Source organism: Myxococcus sp. SDU36, from assembly GCF_030168875.1.
GTDB classification, from domain to species: Bacteria; Myxococcota; Myxococcia; order Myxococcales; family Myxococcaceae; genus Myxococcus; species Myxococcus vastator.
The window spans coordinates 2945357-2962489 of the sequence record NZ_CP077414.1 but is presented as its reverse complement, the minus strand read 5'-3'; the positions used below and the strand labels follow the sequence as shown (position 1 = coordinate 2962489).

The window sequence follows — 17133 nt, the reverse complement described above, 5'->3', positions numbered from 1 at the left end:
AGCTCGGGCAGGACACTTCGTGCCTTCCCTCTTCCTCGTGCGCGCCGCGACGCCCCGCACCGACGTCTTTCTGACGGCTGGGCAGCGTCCGGCTGGGAATGAGTTGTCACCGCGCCCAGGTCACCGGATTCTGCCCGTTCCGCGCGGAGGCCCCTTCCATGTCAGGGCAGTTGGATGTCTGGCCGCTCACAGTCGCGGCGCTCCTGTCGCTGTCATCTCCGGCGCGAGCAGCCCCACCGGGAGCGGCCCGGGACGCATCGGAATCCACCACCCGCCCTGACAAGGGGCCCGCGCCCGACGGCCCACCGGACGAGGTGTATCGCCCCACCACGTCGGGCCCACTCATCGCCTACACCGCGCCCATCACCGCGCCGGGGCGGATGACGGCCCAGCCTTTGTTGAGCCTCGAGTCCATCCGAGGGGAGTTCGACGAGCGCGGGCGCTATCAATCCTTGGAGCAGGGGGCGTCACAGCACCGGGCGGCCGTGCAGCTCTTCCTGGAATATGGGCTGTCCACCCGGTTCGCCATCGGGGCGGAGCTGGAGTGGCGGCACCAGCGGCGCCGCGAAGACGCACAGAGGGCGGCGTCCTCCGGTCTGTCGGATACCCAGCTCTTCGCCCGCGCGGTGCTGCTCAAGGAAACGGTGGGGGGACTCCCCGAGCTGACGCTGCTGGGCCTGGTGAAGCTCCCCACCGGGCGGGCCGTGAGCGCGGACGCGGCGTTGCTGGACACCGATGTCCGCGGAACGGGCAGCACCGACCTGATGTTGGGCGTTGACCTGACCCGGGGAATCCGTCCCGTCCTTCTTCACCTGCAGGTGACCTGGTCCCATCCGCTCCCAACCCAGGTGGGTGGAGTCTCCATCTCCGCGGGTGACTCCGTGGCGTGGAGCCTCGCTGGCGAGTGGCCCCTGCTGCGAGGTGCGCTCGTCCTGATGCTGGAGGTGAGCGGCCTCCACCAGGGACCCCCGCGCCTGGACGGCCTGGAGATTCGGGACGTCTCCACGTCGGAAGTCACGCTCGGTGCTGGCGTGGAGTTCATCGCCAGCGAGGACGTGCAGCTCCTCGTGGGCTATCAGCGCCTGCAATGGGGCCGCGACGTCAGCGCCCAGGATGCATGGGTGATGTCGCTGGTTCCGGTGCTCTTCTGAAGCGAAGGTCGCCCCCGGCTTGTAGGGGCCCCGCGAACGGTATGTGATGGCGGGGTGAGCCTTCCCGCCGAGCAGCTCTCTGCCGACACGTCAGCCCCGATGAGCCCTTCGCCCGTCACGCCGGTCGCCATGCGGCCAGCGCGGGATGCACGCTATGACTGGGCCGCGGAGCGCACGCTGCTGGCCTGGGTACGCACCGGCCTGGCGATGATGGGCTTCGGCTTCGTGGTGGCGCGGTTCGGTGCCTTCCTCCGGGTGCTGGGCAGCGCCGCGCCCGGGGTGGTTCCAGACGCGGGGCACGCCTCCGCGTCCATGGTGGCCGGCGTGCTGATGGTGGCGTTTGGCATGGCCGCCAATGTCGTGGCCGTCCACCGCTTCCTGCGCAACCACCGGGCGCTCTCCCGGGGTGAACCCATAGACCCCTCTCCCGGGGGCCCCGCCGCGCTCGCCATCTTCGCCGCGCTCCTGGGAGCCGTCCTGGTGCTCCTGCTGGGCGGTGGACTGCTGCCCTTCCGCTTTGACGGATGCCGGTGATGTCCGTGGCCGTCTTGTGGGAGCGCCTCCTCGCGACGCGGGCACCCGCCGCCACGCTGCTCATCCGGTTGATGGTGGGCGGCGTCTTCGTGTCCGAGGGCCTCCAGAAGTTCCTTGTCCCCGCCGAGGTGGGGGCCGGCAGGTTCGCGCGAATCGGCCTTCCGGCGCCGGAGGTGCTGGGCCCGTTCGTGGGCGTCGTGGAGCTGCTCTGTGGTGCCCTGGTGCTCCTGGGTCTGGTGACGCGGCTGGCGGCCGTGCCACTCATCATCACCATGCTGGTGGCCATGGCCACCACCAAGGTGCCCATCCTCCTGGCGAGTGGCTTCTGGAAGATGGCGCATGAGTCCCGCACGGACTTCTCGATGCTGCTCGGCGCGTGCTTCCTCCTCTGGGTGGGCGCCGGCCCCAGGTCGATGGACACCTGGCTGAGTCGGCGGCGAGGGGACGCGCATGTCTGACGCGGAGCGGGCGGAGGCGCCCGAGCAGCCGCGTCACGGCGCGCACGGCTTGGGGGAGGTGGCGCTGCTCTTCCTGCGGCTCGGCTGCACCGCGTTTGGCGGCCCGGCGGCCCACATCGCGATGATGGAGGATGAGGTGGTGCGGCGCCGCCGCTGGCTGACGCGCGAGGAGTTCCTCGACCTGCTCGGGGCGGCCAACCTCATTCCAGGGCCGAATTCGACGGAGCTGGCCATTCATCTGGGGCACCGGCGGGGCGGATGGCCGGGCCTGCTGGTGGCCGGGGCCTGCTTCATCCTCCCCGCGATGCTCATCACGCTGGCCGCGGCCTGGGCGTATGTGCGCTTCGGGAGCCTGCCCTCGGCGGAGGGCGTGCTGTACGGCGTGAAGCCCGTCATCATCGCCGTGGTGCTCCAGGCGCTCTGGGGGCTGGGCCGGGCCGCGGTGAAGACGCGGTTGCTCGCCGCTGTCGGCGTCGCCGCCGTCATCGCGAGCGCGCTGGGGGTGAACGAGCTGCTCGTCCTGCTCTGTGCCGGGGTCCTCATGGCGCTCTGGCGCTGGGGGACTCGGACGGCAGGCGCTGGCCAGAAACAGCAGGGACCTGGACAGATGATGCTGGGGATGCCCCTGGCCCTCCAGGGCCTGGCGGCCGGTGCGGCGGGCGCCGTGCCCTTCAGCCTGGGCGGGTTGTTCCTCTTCTTCGTGAAGGTGGGCGCGGTGCTCTTCGGGAGCGGCTACGTGCTGCTGGCCTTCCTGCGCGCGGACCTGGTGGAGCGGTGGGGCTGGCTGTCGGAGGCGCAGTTGCTCGACGCCGTGGCGGTAGGACAGGTGACCCCTGGCCCCGTCTTCACGACGGCGACCTTCATCGGCTACCTCCTGGGAGGCAGCGTGGGGGCGGTGGTGGCCACCGTGGGCATCTTCCTGCCGGCCTTCTTCTTCGTCGCGGTGAGCGGGCCGCTGGTGCCGCGCCTGCGCCGCTCCTGGGTGGCGGGGGCCGTGCTGGACGGCGTCAACGTGGCCTCGCTCGCGCTGATGGCGGTGGTGACGTGGCAACTGGGCCGCTCGGCGCTGGTGGACGCCTGGACGGTGGGCCTGGCGCTCCTGAGCGCGGCGCTGCTGCTGCGCTTCCGGCTCAACTCCGCGTGGCTGGTCCTGGGCGGCGCGCTCACCGGGCTGCTGCTCTGGACAGCGGGCGCTTGACGCCTTGAACACCGGGGGTCGTCACACAACCGTCACGGGACTCGGCCTTGCGGAATCACGATATTTCAATATCGTGATTTCGTAATGTCGGCCGCCATCAAGTCCCTGGATGTCCGTTCCGCCTCCCGCCTCTTCAAGGCGCTGGGAGACGAGACGCGCCTGCGCATCGTCGCGCTCCTCAGCCACGGGGAGCTGTGTGTCTGCCACTTCGAGTCCGCGCTCGCGCTGACGCAGTCGAATACCTCCCGCCAGCTCGCGGTGCTGAAGAACGCCGGCATCGTCGAGGCGCGCCGTGACGCGAGCTGGGTCTACTACCGGCTGGCCCCGCAGCTGGACGAGGTGTGCAAGGCGCAGCTCAAGGCCCTGGTCGCCGCCTTCTCCAAGCGCGACGTGCTCCGCGAGGACGTGGAGCGCCTCCTCCAGACCCGCGGCCCCAACGCCTGCAAGTAACCCAAGAGCCTGTCCATGAACGCCGCCGCTCCTTCCTCCAGCATCGTCAAGAAGCTCTCTGTCATCGACCGGTTCCTGCCGGTGTGGATTTTCGCCGCCATGGGCCTGGGCATTGGCCTGGGCCGGGCCTTCCCGGACCTGGGCGCCCGGCTGGACACGGTGAAGCTGGACACCGTGTCGCTGCCCATCGCCATGGGCCTGCTGTGGATGATGTACCCGGTGCTGGCGAAGGTGCGCTACGGCGAGCTGGGCCGGCTGCGCACGCGCGGCAAGCTCTTCACCACCTCACTGGTGCTCAACTGGGTGGTGGGGCCGGTGCTGATGTTCGCGCTGGCGTGGCTCTTCCTGCCGGACCTGCCGGAGTACCGCAACGGCCTGGTGCTCATCGGATTGGCTCGCTGCATCGCCATGGTGCTCATCTGGAACATGCTCGCGTGCGGCAGCAACGAGGTCGCCGCCGTGCTGGTGGCCCTCAACTCCGTGTTCCAGATTCTCTTCTACTCAGTGCTGGGCTGGCTCTTCCTCACGGTCATCCCGGGCTGGCTCGGCGCGGAGGTGACCGCATTCAACGTGTCCATGTGGAGCATCGCCAAGAGCGTGCTCATCTTCCTGGGCGTGCCCCTGGTGGCTGGCGCGCTGACCCGCATCGGCCTGACGCGGCTCAAGGGGGAGGCCTGGTACGAGCAGCGTTTCCTTCCGCGCCTGGGGCCCACCGCGCTCATCGGCCTGCTGTACACCATCGTCCTCATGTTCGCGATGCAGGGGGAGAAGATCACCCGCCTGCCGCTGGACGTGGTGCGCATCTCCCTCCCGCTGATCGTCTACTTCGCCATCATGTTCACCAGCGCCTTCTTCCTCTCGCGCAAGCTGGGCTTCAACTACGAGGAGACGGCGTCGCTGTCCTTCACGGCGGCGGGAAACAACTTCGAGCTGGCCATCGCGGTGGCGGTGGGCGTCTTCGGCATGTCCTCGGGCGAGGCGCTGGCCGGCGTGGTGGGGCCGCTCATCGAGGTGCCCGCGCTCATCGCGCTCGTCTACCTGTCGCTCTGGCTCAAGCGCCGGCTCTTCCCTGGCTCCGATGACGCCGTGCTGCCCCGCCGCTTCGAGGGCAACGCGCCCACGTCCGGGCCGGGCGAGGCGCGCTCGTAGCGCCTGGCCGCAGGCCGTCCCATCCCTGCTCACGCGTGGGGACAATGTCCCGTCCAGGCTGAGCTCACCCCCCACTTCAGGAGTCGTCACGATGAACACGGTCATCTTCGCCTGCGTGCACAACGCCGGCCGCTCGCAGATGGCGGCGGCCTTCTTCAACGCGCTGGTGGACCCGGCTCGCGCGCGCGCCGTGTCCGCCGGGACGCAGCCCGGGGAGCGCGTCCACCCGGAGGTCCAGGCCGCCATGGCTGAGGTGGGCATCGACCTGTCCGGAGCCAGGCCCCAGCGCCTCACGGATGAGCTGGCCCAGGGCGCTCAATGGCTCATCACCATGGGGTGCGGTGATGCGTGCCCCTATGTGCCGGGGCTGAAGCGCGGCGACTGGCCGCTGGAGGACCCCAAGAGCAAGCCGGTGGAGCGCGTGCGTGAGATTCGCGATGACGTGCGGGCCCGCGTCCTGGCGCTGCTGACGCAGGAGGGCTGGGCCCGGTAGGGCGGCCAGCCGACCTTCGCCAATAGGGTGGAGGACTCGGTCAGTGTCCCAGGCTGAGGGCCGCGCCAGGCTTGTCGTGGGTGCCCAGCCGGGTCAGCAGCGTGGAGCTGGCCTCGTTGAGTCCCAGCAGCTCCACCTGCACTCCGTTGGCGCGGAACTTGAGGACGATGCGGTCAATGGCGGAGACGGCCGACGCGTCCCAGATATGCGCGTGCGTCAAGTCGAGCGCCACCTGGCCGACGGCCTCCTTGAAGTCGAAGGCCGCGACGAAGTCGTCCACCGACACGAAGAAGAGCTCGCCGGAGACGGTGTAGACCCGCCGACCGTCCGCGCCCAGCCGGCTCTCCACTTCCACGAGCTTGGCCACGGTCCGCGCGAAGAGGACGGCGCTCAGGAGGATGCCCACCAGCACCCCCTTGGCCAGGTCATGGGTGACGACCACCGTCAGCACGGTGGCGATCATCACGAGGGACTCTCCCTTCGGCATCACCCGGAGCGCCTTCAGCGAGGACCACTCGAAGGTGCCGATGGCGACCATGATCATCACGGCGACCAGGGCGCCCATGGGGATCCGCGCGACCCAGTCTCCCAGCACGAGGATGAGGAAGAGCAGGAAGACGCCCGCGCACAGCGACGAGAGGCGGCCCCGCCCGCCGGACTGCACGTTGATGACGGACTGGCCAATCATCGCGCAGCCGGCCATTCCGCCGAAGAAGCCCGTCACCATGTTGGCGATGCCCTGGCCCTGGGCCTCGTTGTGCTTGCAGCTATGGGTGTCGGTCATCTCGTCGACGACCTTCGCCGTCAGCAGGGACTCCAGCAGGCCCACCATCGCGAGCGTCGCGGAATACGGGAGGATGATGCGCAGCGTGTCCAAGGTGAAGGGCACCGCGGGGATGTGGAAGAAGGGCAGGGCCGTCGGCATCGCGCCCATGTCGCCCACCGTGCGCAGGTCGCTGCCCGTCATGATGGCCACGCCGGTCAGCACGACGATGGCGACCAGCGGCGAGGGCACGGCCTTCGTCAGTCGGGGGAGGCCGTAGATGATGGCCAGTCCAGCGGCCACCATCGCGTACATCTGCCAGGACGCCCCGGTGAACTGCGGGAGCTGCGCCAGGAAGATGAGGATGGCCAGCGCGTTGACGAAGCCCGTCATCACGGAGCGGGGGACGAACTTGATGTAGCGGCTGAGCCGGAGCATGCGGAAGGCGAACTGCAAGGCCCCGGCGAGGATGGTCGCCGCGAAGAGGTACTCCACGCCGTGGTCCGCGACCAGCTTGATGATGAGCAGCGCCATGGCGCCGGTGGCCGCGGAGATCATCCCGGGCCGCCCGCCGAAGAAGGCGGTCGTCACGGAGATGATGAAGGAAGCGAAGAGCCCGACCTTCGGGTCCACTCCGGCGATGATGGAGAACGCGACGGCCTCGGGGATGAGCGCGAGCGCCACCACGAGCCCCGCGACCATGTCACCGCGGATGTTGGAGAACCACTCCTGCTTCAGGCGGGCCGTATCCAGCCCCAGATGCATCGAACTCAAGGAACCCTCTTCCTTCTCTTGTGAAATAAATCAGCAGTCAGCCGGTTTCCCGCGACCCTCCTGCTCGGCGCCCCAGGCTGCGGCATCGGCGGAAGTTCCCCATGGACGCGGTCGAGCGCGTGCAGCTCGCGGGCGCGGACAAACGAAGTCCGCTCCGGCGGGCACGAGGCGCACCACGAGGGGGCAGGAACGAAAGCTGGGGGAACAGACAGGCGCTGCACGAGCTTCCGACTCAGAAGCTCCGCGTCAGTGCCGCCTCAATGGGATGAAGTCACGCGCCACGAACATTCGGGGCGGAAGCCCTGTTCACGGTGGGCTACACGCGGGCCGCGGCTGCCTGCTCGTCTGGCGGTCGCAAGGGCTCCGCAGCGCGGCCGATGAAGCGGTGCGCCCGAGGCTCTTGTTCGACACACCGCGTCCGCGTCCCATCATTGGAGCCCTCTCTCGCCTATTGCGTGCCGTGGCGCAACTGAAAAGTGGGCGGCGATGCCTCGGGCAGGCAGCGCTCAAGCTGGCCCGCGAGCCCGAAGCTCAATGCCCGCTAGGCGGTCTGGCGAGCAAGAGGGCGCGCTTGCGGAAGCTGGCCCCGGCTGGGCTGCTCGCCTTCGCCTGGTGGTCGGCGAGGGCACGCAACATGTCCTCGTAGACGCTCTGAATCAGGCCGTCTCCACTCACCGGGCACCACAGCCTGCGCCGCGCGTAGAAGCGGCGCAGGAGCGCCTGCTCGTGCAGGTAGTCCAGCAAGCGGCGCGACAGCGAGTCCGGGCTCTCACCCTCCCGCTGCACCAGCGGGCCCTCGCACTCGTTACACGTGCCCGGCGTGATGGGGGGAGCCGAGAAGATGTTGAAGATGCGTCCGTCCCGGGGGCAGACGCGCCGGCCAGACACTCTCTCAAAGAGCAGCTCTTCTGGAACCTCCAACGCGACCACCACGTCCAGGCGCTGCCCCCGGGCCGCCAGCCTGCGCTCCAGGAACTCCGCCTGGAGCTGGGTGCGAGGAAAGCCCTCGAGGAGGAAGCCGCTGGCACAATCCGCCGCCTGAAGCCGCGCGTCCACGCGCTGCGCCGCCCGTTCGTCTGGCGCCAGCGCCTCGGCTTCGCCTGCCACTTCGGCCAGCTCCGGGCCGCTGCTTCCGGAAGGTGGATGAAGCAGCGGTTCAGCCACGACGTGCGGAATGCGGAAGTCCGCTTCCAGCCGCCGCGCGTGCGTCCCTTTCCCAGCCCCAGGTGGACCAATGAGCACCACATTCATGTCAGTTGCCCTTGAGGTTTGTCCCGCTCCACTTCGTCACCATCAGGTCCATGTCGCCCGTCTCCTTCACCCGCTGAGCCCGTGGGGGAGGGGCCGCCTCTCAGTTCCACATGCTTTGGCAGTGGGCGCCTCGCCGGCGGCGCGGAGTCAAGACTCAGTGCTCTGTCTGCAGGCGCGGCACAGCGCGCTCTCCGGGCTGATCTCCAGGCGCTCGAAGCCGATGTCCTCTTCGCATCGAAGGCATTCGCCATACGTCCCATGACGGAACCGCGAGAGCGCCGCATTCACCATCTGGAGCAGCGTTTCATCCCGCCGACGCTGGGCGCGGGCCATCTGCTGCACCTGCATGGCATCCATCCGTGCCAGACGGCCAATGGGGGTCCCCAGGTCCACCGGGCGGCCTTGCTCTCCCACGGCGGTCACCCTCGCTGTCACGTCCTCCCGCATCTTCAGGAGGCGCGCCTCCAGCGTCTTCAACTGCTCTTCCGTGAGTTCACTCATGGCGCGCTTCGTTCTCCGATAGAGGGGCTACGCCGCTGACGGCGTCTTGCGCGCCGACTGCATGGCAGCTGGGAGATGGATGTGCGCGCGGGCTTCCGCTGAATGGGGTGGCCGCGCTGGCGGTCGTGCGACCGAGGGAGTCTGGGGACGCCTTCCCGCCTATGTGGCTCGCACGGGAGAGACCCGCGCCAGCCTCACTGGCTCGTCGGAAGAGAAGATCTCAAGGCGGCGTCAGCACCAAAGACATGTCACGACCATGATGTTGGCATGGGCTGGAGCCGTCAAGGTGGCCCCTTGAAATGCGGCAGGCCGGATGGTGGGTGCGTGACAGCGGGAAGGAGGGGACTCTTGCCAGGATGTGTGAGCGAGGCCTCCCTCCGCCAGTGATTCTCCTCCAAGCGATTCTGCTCGGCCTCGTTCAGGGGCTCACGGAGTTTCTCCCCATCTCATCGACCGCGCACCTGCGGGTGCTGCCCGCGCTGCTGGGCTGGGACGATCCGGGCGCGGCGTTCTCCGCGGTGATCCAACTGGGCACCGTGGCGGCTGTCCTGGTCTACTTCCGCACCGACCTGTTGCGCATGGCCCGAGGCGTGGAGCGAGGCATCCGCTCACGCGACCTCATTGGAGACTCGGACGCACGTCAGGCGCTCCTGGTCGTAGCGGGCTCGGTCCCCATCATCGTCGCGGGGCTCCTCTTCAAGGACTTCATCACAACCCGCCTGCGCAGCCTGTACATCATCGCGGCGGCGCTGATCGTGGTGGGCCTGCTGATGGCGCTGGCGGAGGTCCTGTCGGCACGGCGTGCCGCGCGGGAGGCAACCGCCTCTTCCATCCGCTTCGGGGACGCTGTCGTCATCGGGCTCGCGCAGGCCTGTGCCCTCATTCCTGGTGTGTCGCGCTCCGGCTCCACCCTGGCGATGGGGCTCTTTCGCGGCCAGGGGCGCGCCGAGGCTGCGCGCTTCTCCTTCCTGCTGTCCATCCCAGCCATCACCGGCGCCGGAGTCCTGGCGGCCTTCGACCTGGGGCGCATCGCCGCGGAGGGGGACTCGCACCTGCACATGGCCGTCGGTACCCTCGTGGCCTTCGTGACGGGCTACGCCACCATCGGCGGCCTCATCTCCTTCCTGACCCGGCGCTCCGTTCATGGCTTCGTCGCGTACCGACTCCTGCTGGGCATGGCCTTGTTCGTGCTGAGCTGGATGGGGCTTCTGCCCCCCGGCGCGTCCTGAGCTCAGGTTGCCGGGGCGCTATGCCCGCGGCGGGGGCGTTGGGCCAGGCCGCCAGCGCGGCAGCGAGAAGTAGAAGGTGGAGCCCTTCTCCACCGTGCTCTCCAGCCACATCCGCCCGCCTTGAAGGCGCACCAGCTCCGAGGCGATGAACAGCCCGATGCCGTGCCCCTTGGCCTGCACCTTGCCTCCCTGCGTGCGCGTGTAGCGCTCGAAGACGCCGCTCAGGGCCGACGGCTCAATGCCGATTCCCTCGTCTTCCACCCAGGTGATGACTTCCTCGGGCCTGACCCAGGCACTCACCCGGATGTGCGCGCCCTCGGGGGAGTACTTCACGGCGTTGCTCAGCAGGTTGTTGAGGACCTGCGTCACCCTCACCGGGTCCGCCTCCACGAGCGCGCCCTCGGGCATTTCCACGACGATGGTGTGGGAGGGGCTGGCGCTCTGCCACTCCGAGGCGAGCTCCCTCACCAGCGGGCGAAGGTCCAGGCATTCGCCGAGGACGCGAAAGCGGCCCGCGGAGAGCATGCGCAGGTCCAGGAGGTCATTGAGGAGCCTGCTGATGCGGGTCACCTGGGACTGGATTTTCTCCAGGAGGCCCTCGAGCGGGTGGCCATCCAGCGCCTGCGCCTGATTTCGGGCCAGCCGTGCGGCGACGGAGACCGCGCTCAGCGGCGTCTTGAGGTCATGAACGAGGACGTTGAGGAAGTCGTCGCGCTCCACCTCCAACTGGTCCTTCAGCTGGAGGTGGATGATGGAGGGCGCGGCGCGCTCCAACATGGAGGCCAGGCACGACCTCTCATCCTGGGAGAGCTCCTCATCCCAGGCGTGCCCGACCCTCGCGAGCCCCAGCAACTGCCCTTCGTGGAGGATGGGGAGGAGTACGGATGGACCTTCTTCCGGCCCCTGCCGGGTCAGGAGCAGGGAGCCCAGGTCCTGCCACGATGACGGGGCGGTGGTGTGTGGACCCGCGTCCGCACCAGCCATGTCCAGTTCCTTCGGCAGGCGGACGCGCGCGGCGCCCTCGGGCAGGTCCAGCCCCCAGGCGGCCCGCTGGACGAGGGCGGCGCCGTCTTTGAGCCAGAGGGTCACCCAGCGCGCGTGCGAGCCCGTCTCGGCCAGCAGCCGTGCAACGCCCGCGAGCAGTTCGGGGAGGTGACGGCTTTGTGCGATCAGCGCCGAGACGCGGTCGAGCGCCTTGAGCGTCCGCTGTTGCGCCTCTGTCCAGCAATCGAGGACGGCGAGGCTGAGCTGGTCGAGTGCCTCGTCCAGGATGGTGACGCCCTCGCTGCGGGGGGCCCTGACTCCGGTCTTGAGCCAACCCCGGATGATGCATCGGCGCAGCACGGTCACCTCTCGGACCGCATCGCGCAGCGAGAAGTCGGGCAGGGCGACCCGTTGCTCCAGGTGTCGCCGGAGCTCCACGGGGACGCAGGGCTGGGCGCCCCCCTGGATGTTGCGGACCACGGTCTGGAGGTGGGCGAGGATACGCGGGAGCGCCAGCGGAGAGGGGGCATCACGCCCCTCATGCCGCTCCGGGCCGGCGGATGCGCCCAGCTCCCGCAGCAGGCGCCCCTCTTGATGGTGGAGGAAGGAGGAGGGGGTGAGGTGCTCGAGCTGGATATCGGCTGAATCGGAGCTGGGCATGCACTGGGTCTCAGGGGTTCGCCGTGGCGGGGAGCGCGGTGGAGCACTCGCACGGCGCGCCTCTTCCGGACAGGGCTGTCAGAGCGGCGACGCATGGCGATGGCCACTCCAGGAATCTGCGCGGGCCTCCGCAGCCTGTCAAGCATACCTGGACGGCCGTGCCTTGATACTGGACGATGGAGGCGCTCGCGGCGGAGCGCGATGGAGAGTTGCCCCGCTTGTGCGCCCCCGTGTACAAGCCTCTCACCGTGCAGATTGGACCCACGCTGAAGCGAGCCCGGCAGCAACAGAAGTTGTCCTTGCGCGCGCTCGGGGCGAGGACGGGCTTCTCGGCGAGCTTCCTCTCTCAGGTCGAGCTGGGCCAGGCGTCGCCGTCGCTCGCCTCACTGGAGAAGATCGCGGGCGCGCTCGGCCTGACGCTCGGCCAACTGCTCAACGAGCCCGTGGTCGCCAAGGGGCCCATCTTCCGGCGGCGGAATGAGGAAGGACTGCGGAGCGAATGGTCGAAGGCCTCGCTCCAGTCCCTGCTGCCGGCGGGGGCCCATGAGAACGTCTCGGTGCTGCTCGTCCGGCTGGCGCCAGGCGGGCGCAGCGGTGAGCCTGCAGCCTCTTCAGGAGGCAGGCAGCTGGCCTTGTGCATCCGGGGACGGCTGGTGCTGACCGTCGACGGCACGGTGTACGAGCTGCGGGAAGGAGACAACATCTTCCTCGACTCCGTCTCCGGCTTGAGGTGGGAGAACCGTGGCAGGCACTCCGCCGAACTCCTGCTGGTCCATCTGCGAGATCGCTGACACGCCCGCGGTGCCAGCGCGAGTTCGCGGCGCCAGCGTGTCCAGTGTAGCTTGACGGACGGGGACTTGGACTGTACTAGAGCATCATCGACTCGGCCACCGTTCAGGGCGCCCCCGCGACCGGGGTGCCGGGCGGGTGCATTGGCGCCGGTTCCTCAGCGACCCAGAGGAGTGCGGCCCTCACCATGGGAGAGTGGCGATGCGGCTCGTGGTTCTTGGTCCACCCCGCGCGGGGAAGCGGACGCAGGCGGCGAAGGTGGCCGCCGACTTCAGGGTGCCCTGTGTGTCGGTGGGGCGAATTTTGCGACAGGCCGCGTCGTCATCCACCAGCCTGGGTCGGCTTGTCGCGCCGTTCTGCGCGCAGGGCCGCCTCGCGCCGGACGAGTGGGTCATCCGCCTCGTGGAGGGAGAACTCCTGGGCGCGGGGTGTAAGGCGGGATTCGTGCTCACGGGTTTTCCCCGCACGTCCGCGCAGGCAAAGGCACTCGAGTGGATGCTCGAACGGGCTCGGATGACGCTCACCGCAGTGGTGGCACTGGACGTTCCCGAGGACGAGCATTTGGACCCGCGGCTTTTTGACGACAAGGCGCATGGGTATGCGGTGCGTGTGTTCTACCGCGCACGAGGCCTGCTACGGAGCGTGGACGGCACCGGGGATCCCGAGAGCGTCTACCGGGATCTGCTGGCCTCGCTCGCGGACGGCGTGGACCCGGACATCGCGCCGCGCAGGGCGGGACCACGGCTACCCTTCGACTTCTGACGTCCGGTGGCTGGAGCGTGCCGCGTGAGCGCGGCTCATCGGTGTGGAGGCCTTCATGCGTGAGCTGTCAGATGAGCAGGTGACGCGGTTCGAATCGCGGCTCCTGAAGATGCTGGTGCAGCCGACCGTCGGGACCTAGCAGCGATGCTCTCACGCAGACGCATTCTCGTGGCGGACGTCCCTTCCGGCGTCCAGACGCTGCGCAGTGTCCTTGGCGATACCGTGGAGCTTCTGCCAGCCAGCGTGATGGCCGACGCGCTGAAGTGCCTCCGTGAGGGGGTTGAGCTCGCGGTCTGCGGCGTCCACTTCGACGAGTCGCGCATGTTCGACTTCTTGAGGACCGTGAAGGCCGACCCTGTCACGCGAGGCATTCCCGTCCTCTGCTTTCGGGATCTCGACAGCACGCTGGCGCCCATGCTGCTGCAGAGCCTGGAGATTTCATGCAGGGCGCTGGGCGCCGTGGGCTTCATCGACATCCACGACTTGAAGTCCCGCCATGGGAGCGGGAACGCGGATGCGCGCTTCCGCAAGGCCATTGCCGCGGCCCTCCGTACGAAGGACGACCTGCCTGGCTGAGGCTGGAGCTGGCCGGGAACGCTGCTGAAGGAGCCAGGGATGACGAGTCAGTTGAGCTTTGGAAATGAAGCACGGCTTCAGCTCCTGCGAGGGGTCAATGCCCTGGCGGATGCTGTCGCTGTCACATTGGGACCACGCGGCGGAGCCGTCGCGCTGCGACGCGCCTCCGGTCCACCGCTGCTCACTCGGGACGGAAACGCAGTGGCGCGGGAGATCGAACTGCCCAATGCGTTCGAGGAACTCGGGGTGCGGACGGTTCGCCAGGTGGCCGCCCATGTGGCTTCGGTGACGGGCGACGGAGCGACCACCGCCATTCTCCTGGCGCGCGCCATCTACCGCGAGGGATACAAGTACGTTGCCGCTGGATATGATCCACGGCGCGTGGCTGTCGGCATTGAGGCAGGGGTCGCGTCCGCGGTGGCCCAGCTGCGCCAACTGGCCCGGCGGGTGGAACGGTTGCACGCCCTGAACCACGTCGCCTCGGTTGCGGCCCACGGAGATGAAGCGCTGGGGCTCGTGGTGGCGCAGGCGCTTGCCCGGCTCGGGCCTGACGCGGTGGTCGTCACGAGTGAGGGACAAGAGCCAGGGGTCCGGCTCGAGTATCAGGACGGTCCTCAGCTCGTGGGTGAGGTCGCCTTCATTCGTGTTCCGTCGGAATGCGGAGGGAGTGACGTCTGCATGGAGGACGCTGCGGTGCTCGTGCTGGGCGAGGTGCTCGCCAACCCCGAGCAGCTGCTTCCACTGGTGAGCAAGCTCAAGGGTGACAGGCAACCCCTCCTGCTCGTCGCGCCGGAGTTCAGCGCGGCGGTCCTTCGTGCCCTGGCGGTCGGCCGGATAGGCGGCGGGCGGGGGCTCCTCGCGGTGCGACTTCCTCAGGGAGAGGACTCCTCCGACGCCTTGGAGGATGTCGCGGCGGCGACAGGGGGGCGGGTGGTATCGACCGATGGCGGCTTGCCGCTGGCCTCGGTGTCGGAGAAGGACCTTGGCGTGGCGGCGCGGCTCACCGTGCTGAAGGAGCGGATCCATCTCCTGGTGACAGGGGAGGCGCTGGAGTCGTGCCGGCGGCGCGAGCGGCTGGTTCGTAGCGTATTGCTGGCCGCGCCGGTGGAGGCGCAGCCCCGGTTGCAGAAGCGGCTGGCCAGCTTCGTTGACAAGGCCGCGATTATTCGCGTGGGCGCGGCGACGGCCACCGAGGCGAGGGCGCGATGGGAGTGCCTGCAAGCCGCTGTGCGCGCGGGGCGGGCCGCGCTGGAGGAGGGGGTCGTGCCTGGTGGAGGCGTGGCGCTCTTTCGCGCAGCGCAAGCGCTGGCGCGAGCCAGGCTGGCGGGGCCCGAAGAGGAGGCGGGCTTGCATGCCGTGGCGGTCGCCCTGGAGGCGCCGCTGGGGCAGCTTGCGGCCAACGCGGGTCAGGCGCCTGGGGTCATCATCGAAAAGGTGCGGGCAGGGGAAGGGGCCTGGGGCTTCAACGCCCGGTCCGGCGAGTGCGAGGATCTGGAGGAGGTGGGACTCTTCGACGCGGCCAAGACGCTCCGCCTCGCGCTAGAGGGCGCGGCCCGGGTGGCGAGCCTCCTGCTCAACGCCGGGGGGCTTGTCACCGGGCGCGTTCCTGTTTCATGACCCCGACGTGACTGCTCCGCGCCCGCGTTCGACTCCGCCGCCCCCTCCCGAATCACGCCGCTGGCACCGTCTGTTTCCCAACCCCCGGTATTACGGCTGGGTGGTGGTGGGCGTGGGCCTGCTCTGTACGGCGCTTTCCTCTCCAGGCCAGTCGTTCATCTTCTCCCTGTACCTGGACGCCTTCATCAGCGACCTCGGGCTCTCGCGGCTCGAGCTCTCCTCGACGTATGGGGCCGCGACGCTGGCCGCGGCGGCCTGTCTGCCGCTGCTGGGCCGCTGGGCGGACCGCACCACGGCGAGGACCTTCCTGGTCTCCATCCTGTGCGCCCTGGGCGTGACGCAGCTGGCCTTCTCGTGCGCTTCCAGCCTCACGCACCTGGCCGTGGGCTTCTTCTTCCTTCGGCTGCTGGGGCAGGGCGCCCTGGGGCTGGGAACGCTGACCTTCACCGTTCGGTGGTTCCGCCGCTACCGCGGCCGCGCGCTGGGCCTGGTGAGCCTGGGGTATGCCGTGGGCGAGCTGCTCTTTCCCGGGCTCATCATCTGGCTGCTGGCGGCGCTGGGCTGGCGGGGCTCCCTGGGGGTGGTCGGCGTCTCGTACCTGCTCGTCTTCGCGCCCCTCGTAGGGCGCCTGCTCCGTGAGCGGGACCCACTGCGCGAGGCCCTGGATGGGGCTGTGCCGCCTGGGAGCGAGGCCGGAAGCGGGCATCCGCTCCACGTGGCGGAGCGCTCGTACACGCTCGGGCAGGCGCTCCGGGAGCGGCGCTTCTGGGGGCTGCTGGCCTCGTCCGCCGTCTCCCCGCTGTTGCTGACCGCCGTCGTCTTCCACCAGGTCGCCCTCTTCGAATCACAGGGGTGGGAACGCGCCATGGTCCCCGTGGCCTTCATGGCCTTCGCACTGGCGAGCGTGATGCTGACGTATGTCTCGGGCCTCGTGCTTGAGCGGGTTCCCACCCGCTTCGGGGCGAGCGCCGCGCTGCTGCTGGCGCTGGCCGCGCTGATGACACTCCTGCTCCAACTGCCCGCACCCGTGGGTCCGTTTCTGTACGGTGCACTGCTGGGCATGGCGGCGGGGACGATGAGCGGCTCGAACGCCCAGCTCTGGCCCGACTACTTCGGCGTCCAGGGCCTGGGGGCCATCAAGGGTGTGGTCACTGCCGCGCGCAATGGCGCGGCGGCCTTGGGTCCGCCACTGCTGGCGCTGCTCCAGGACGGCGCGGGGTCGTTCGGGCGCGGGGTGGCCGTCCTCGGTGGGCTGGCCGTGGCCGGGGGCCTGCTGGCCGCGCTCCAGCCCCCGCCGCAGGGGAGTGGAGGGGACGCCGCGCGCGACGCAACGTAGCCGGCGTGCCCTGGCGGCGACGTGGCCGGACGGCCCCGCTCGCGAGGTGCTGCTACTCCCCGCGCTTCCGGACCAGGGACGGAGGTGGCGCGGAGAGAGGCTTGGGCTTCAGTGCCCGGGCCGTGCCGCGAAGCGTGTTGCCGCCGGGCCGCGTCTTCGGCGGGGGCTCCGAAGGAGCCGGGGACGCGCTCGTGACGGTGGGCGCCACGGTGCGTGCCGCCGCGGCATCCTTCGCCATGCAACACCGCTTGTATTTCTCGCCGGAGCCGCAGCTGCAGGGGTCGTTTCGGCCTGGCTTCATGGAACACTCCGATCTGCTCGCGAGGAGCACGTCGCTGGTGGGGCTGTGAGGGTGGACGCACCAGGGCCGGCCCCGAGCCGTGCCCTGGACGCGCGTGTGGGGAGGAGCGGATGCCTTCGGCGCCAGCCGCCGTCGGCGAGCCGCGAGGAGCCAACGC

General features: G+C 69.3%; 18 protein-coding genes. 13 read left to right on the top strand and 5 right to left on the bottom strand.

The genetic code is table 11. The annotated features are described in order from the left end of the window. The first annotated feature begins 158 nt into the window (after positions 1 to 158). The 7 genes from KGD87_RS11425 to KGD87_RS11395 all read left to right on the top strand — a co-directional run bounded on the left by KGD87_RS11425 (position 159) and on the right by KGD87_RS11395 (position 5433). Positions 159 to 1151: a hypothetical protein gene (locus KGD87_RS11425; protein ID WP_284667493.1), complete on the top strand. Its 993-nt coding sequence runs from the start codon at positions 159 to 161 to the stop codon at positions 1149 to 1151. Positions 1152 to 1250: 99 nt separating this feature from the next. After that, on the top strand, positions 1251 to 1685 hold the full coding sequence (locus tag KGD87_RS11420; protein WP_284667492.1) for a YidH family protein: 435 nt from the start codon (positions 1251 to 1253) through the stop codon (positions 1683 to 1685). Continuing rightward, positions 1685 to 2143, top strand: a complete 459-nt coding sequence (locus KGD87_RS11415; protein ID WP_284667491.1) for a DoxX family protein — start codon at positions 1685 to 1687, stop codon at positions 2141 to 2143. Before KGD87_RS11420 ends, KGD87_RS11415 begins: the two co-directional genes overlap by 1 nt. Then, on the top strand, positions 2136 to 3341 hold the full coding sequence (gene chrA, locus KGD87_RS11410; protein ID WP_284667489.1) for a chromate efflux transporter: 1206 nt from the start codon (positions 2136 to 2138) through the stop codon (positions 3339 to 3341). Before KGD87_RS11415 ends, chrA begins: the two co-directional genes overlap by 8 nt. 84 nt (positions 3342 to 3425) lie before the next feature. Beyond that, positions 3426 to 3791: an ArsR/SmtB family transcription factor gene (locus tag KGD87_RS11405; RefSeq protein ID WP_284667488.1), complete on the top strand. Its 366-nt coding sequence runs from the start codon at positions 3426 to 3428 to the stop codon at positions 3789 to 3791. Positions 3792 to 3806: 15 nt separating this feature from the next. Continuing rightward, positions 3807 to 4940 (top strand): ACR3 family arsenite efflux transporter, encoded by a 1134-nt coding sequence (arsB, locus tag KGD87_RS11400; protein WP_284667487.1) that lies wholly within the window; start codon positions 3807 to 3809, stop codon positions 4938 to 4940. 91 nt (positions 4941 to 5031) lie between these two features. Next, positions 5032 to 5433, top strand: a complete 402-nt coding sequence (locus KGD87_RS11395; protein ID WP_284667485.1) for an arsenate-mycothiol transferase ArsC — start codon at positions 5032 to 5034, stop codon at positions 5431 to 5433. A gap of 40 nt (positions 5434 to 5473) precedes the next feature. Here the strand turns inward: KGD87_RS11395 and KGD87_RS11390 are convergent, their stop codons facing one another. The 3 genes from KGD87_RS11390 to KGD87_RS11380 all read right to left on the bottom strand — a co-directional run bounded on the left by KGD87_RS11390 (position 5474) and on the right by KGD87_RS11380 (position 8722). Further along, entirely contained in the window at positions 5474 to 6961 is a 1488-nt protein-coding gene (locus KGD87_RS11390) for a SulP family inorganic anion transporter (RefSeq protein WP_284668616.1), read from the bottom strand. Between the two features lie 540 nt (positions 6962 to 7501). Continuing rightward, positions 7502 to 8221, bottom strand: a complete 720-nt coding sequence (locus KGD87_RS11385; RefSeq protein WP_284667483.1) for an adenylate kinase family protein — start codon at positions 8219 to 8221, stop codon at positions 7502 to 7504. Between the two features lie 147 nt (positions 8222 to 8368). Beyond that, positions 8369 to 8722: a TraR/DksA family transcriptional regulator gene (locus KGD87_RS11380; protein WP_284667482.1), complete on the bottom strand. Its 354-nt coding sequence runs from the start codon at positions 8720 to 8722 to the stop codon at positions 8369 to 8371. Positions 8723 to 9105: 383 nt separating this feature from the next. Between KGD87_RS11380 and uppP the strand changes: the two genes are divergently transcribed. Beyond that, the gene (gene uppP, locus KGD87_RS11375) at positions 9106 to 9951 is read left to right on the top strand and encodes an undecaprenyl-diphosphatase UppP (protein WP_284667481.1); all 846 of its coding nucleotides are present in this window, start codon (positions 9106 to 9108) and stop codon (positions 9949 to 9951) included. Between the two features lie 18 nt (positions 9952 to 9969). Here uppP and KGD87_RS11370 read toward each other — a convergent pair whose 3' ends face one another. Next, entirely contained in the window at positions 9970 to 11595 is a 1626-nt protein-coding gene (locus KGD87_RS11370; RefSeq protein ID WP_284667480.1) for a sensor histidine kinase, read from the bottom strand. Positions 11596 to 11825: 230 nt separating this feature from the next. Between KGD87_RS11370 and KGD87_RS11365 the strand changes: the two genes are divergently transcribed. The 5 genes from KGD87_RS11365 (at position 11826) to KGD87_RS11345 (ending at position 16675) form a co-directional block, all read left to right on the top strand. After that, a complete protein-coding gene (locus tag KGD87_RS11365) occupies positions 11826 to 12386 on the top strand; it encodes a helix-turn-helix domain-containing protein (protein WP_284667479.1) in 561 nt (186 codons plus the stop codon). Positions 12387 to 12585: 199 nt separating this feature from the next. Then, entirely contained in the window at positions 12586 to 13146 is a 561-nt protein-coding gene (locus KGD87_RS11360) for an adenylate kinase family protein (protein WP_284667478.1), read from the top strand. Between the two features lie 144 nt (positions 13147 to 13290). Then, a complete protein-coding gene (locus tag KGD87_RS11355; protein ID WP_284667477.1) occupies positions 13291 to 13722 on the top strand; it encodes a response regulator in 432 nt (143 codons plus the stop codon). A 39-nt stretch (positions 13723 to 13761) separates the two neighbouring features. Further along, on the top strand, positions 13762 to 15339 hold the full coding sequence (gene groEL, locus KGD87_RS11350) for a chaperonin GroEL (RefSeq protein WP_284667476.1): 1578 nt from the start codon (positions 13762 to 13764) through the stop codon (positions 15337 to 15339). Between the two features lie 7 nt (positions 15340 to 15346). Beyond that, positions 15347 to 16675, top strand: a complete 1329-nt coding sequence (locus tag KGD87_RS11345) for an MFS transporter (RefSeq protein ID WP_284667475.1) — start codon at positions 15347 to 15349, stop codon at positions 16673 to 16675. 52 nt (positions 16676 to 16727) lie between these two features. Here KGD87_RS11345 and KGD87_RS11340 read toward each other — a convergent pair whose 3' ends face one another. Further along, on the bottom strand, positions 16728 to 16976 hold the full coding sequence (locus KGD87_RS11340; protein ID WP_284667474.1) for an SEC-C metal-binding domain-containing protein: 249 nt from the start codon (positions 16974 to 16976) through the stop codon (positions 16728 to 16730). Positions 16977 to 17133: the final 157 nt, after the last annotated feature.

Excerpts from the sequence above, each read along its gene's own strand:
- KGD87_RS11425 (WP_284667493.1), top strand. The coding sequence starts at position 159 with ATGTCAGGGCAGTTGGATGTCTGGCCGCTCACAGTCGCGGCGCTCCTG.
- KGD87_RS11420 (WP_284667492.1), top strand. The coding sequence starts at position 1,251 with ATGAGCCCTTCGCCCGTCACGCCGGTCGCCATGCGGCCAGCGCGGGAT.
- KGD87_RS11415 (WP_284667491.1), top strand. The coding sequence starts at position 1,685 with ATGTCCGTGGCCGTCTTGTGGGAGCGCCTCCTCGCGACGCGGGCACCC.
- chrA (WP_284667489.1), top strand. The coding sequence starts at position 2,136 with ATGTCTGACGCGGAGCGGGCGGAGGCGCCCGAGCAGCCGCGTCACGGC.
- KGD87_RS11405 (WP_284667488.1), top strand. The coding sequence starts at position 3,426 with ATGTCGGCCGCCATCAAGTCCCTGGATGTCCGTTCCGCCTCCCGCCTC.
- arsB (WP_284667487.1), top strand. The coding sequence starts at position 3,807 with ATGAACGCCGCCGCTCCTTCCTCCAGCATCGTCAAGAAGCTCTCTGTC.
- KGD87_RS11395 (WP_284667485.1), top strand. The coding sequence starts at position 5,032 with ATGAACACGGTCATCTTCGCCTGCGTGCACAACGCCGGCCGCTCGCAG.
- KGD87_RS11390 (WP_284668616.1), bottom strand. The coding sequence starts at position 6,961 with ATGCATCTGGGGCTGGATACGGCCCGCCTGAAGCAGGAGTGGTTCTCC.
- KGD87_RS11385 (WP_284667483.1), bottom strand. The coding sequence starts at position 8,221 with ATGAATGTGGTGCTCATTGGTCCACCTGGGGCTGGGAAAGGGACGCAC.
- KGD87_RS11380 (WP_284667482.1), bottom strand. The coding sequence starts at position 8,722 with ATGAGTGAACTCACGGAAGAGCAGTTGAAGACGCTGGAGGCGCGCCTC.
- KGD87_RS11370 (WP_284667480.1), bottom strand. The coding sequence starts at position 11,595 with ATGCCCAGCTCCGATTCAGCCGATATCCAGCTCGAGCACCTCACCCCC.
- KGD87_RS11360 (WP_284667478.1), top strand. The coding sequence starts at position 12,586 with ATGCGGCTCGTGGTTCTTGGTCCACCCCGCGCGGGGAAGCGGACGCAG.
- KGD87_RS11355 (WP_284667477.1), top strand. The coding sequence starts at position 13,291 with ATGCTCTCACGCAGACGCATTCTCGTGGCGGACGTCCCTTCCGGCGTC.
- groEL (WP_284667476.1), top strand. The coding sequence starts at position 13,762 with ATGACGAGTCAGTTGAGCTTTGGAAATGAAGCACGGCTTCAGCTCCTG.
- KGD87_RS11340 (WP_284667474.1), bottom strand. The coding sequence starts at position 16,976 with ATGAAGCCAGGCCGAAACGACCCCTGCAGCTGCGGCTCCGGCGAGAAA.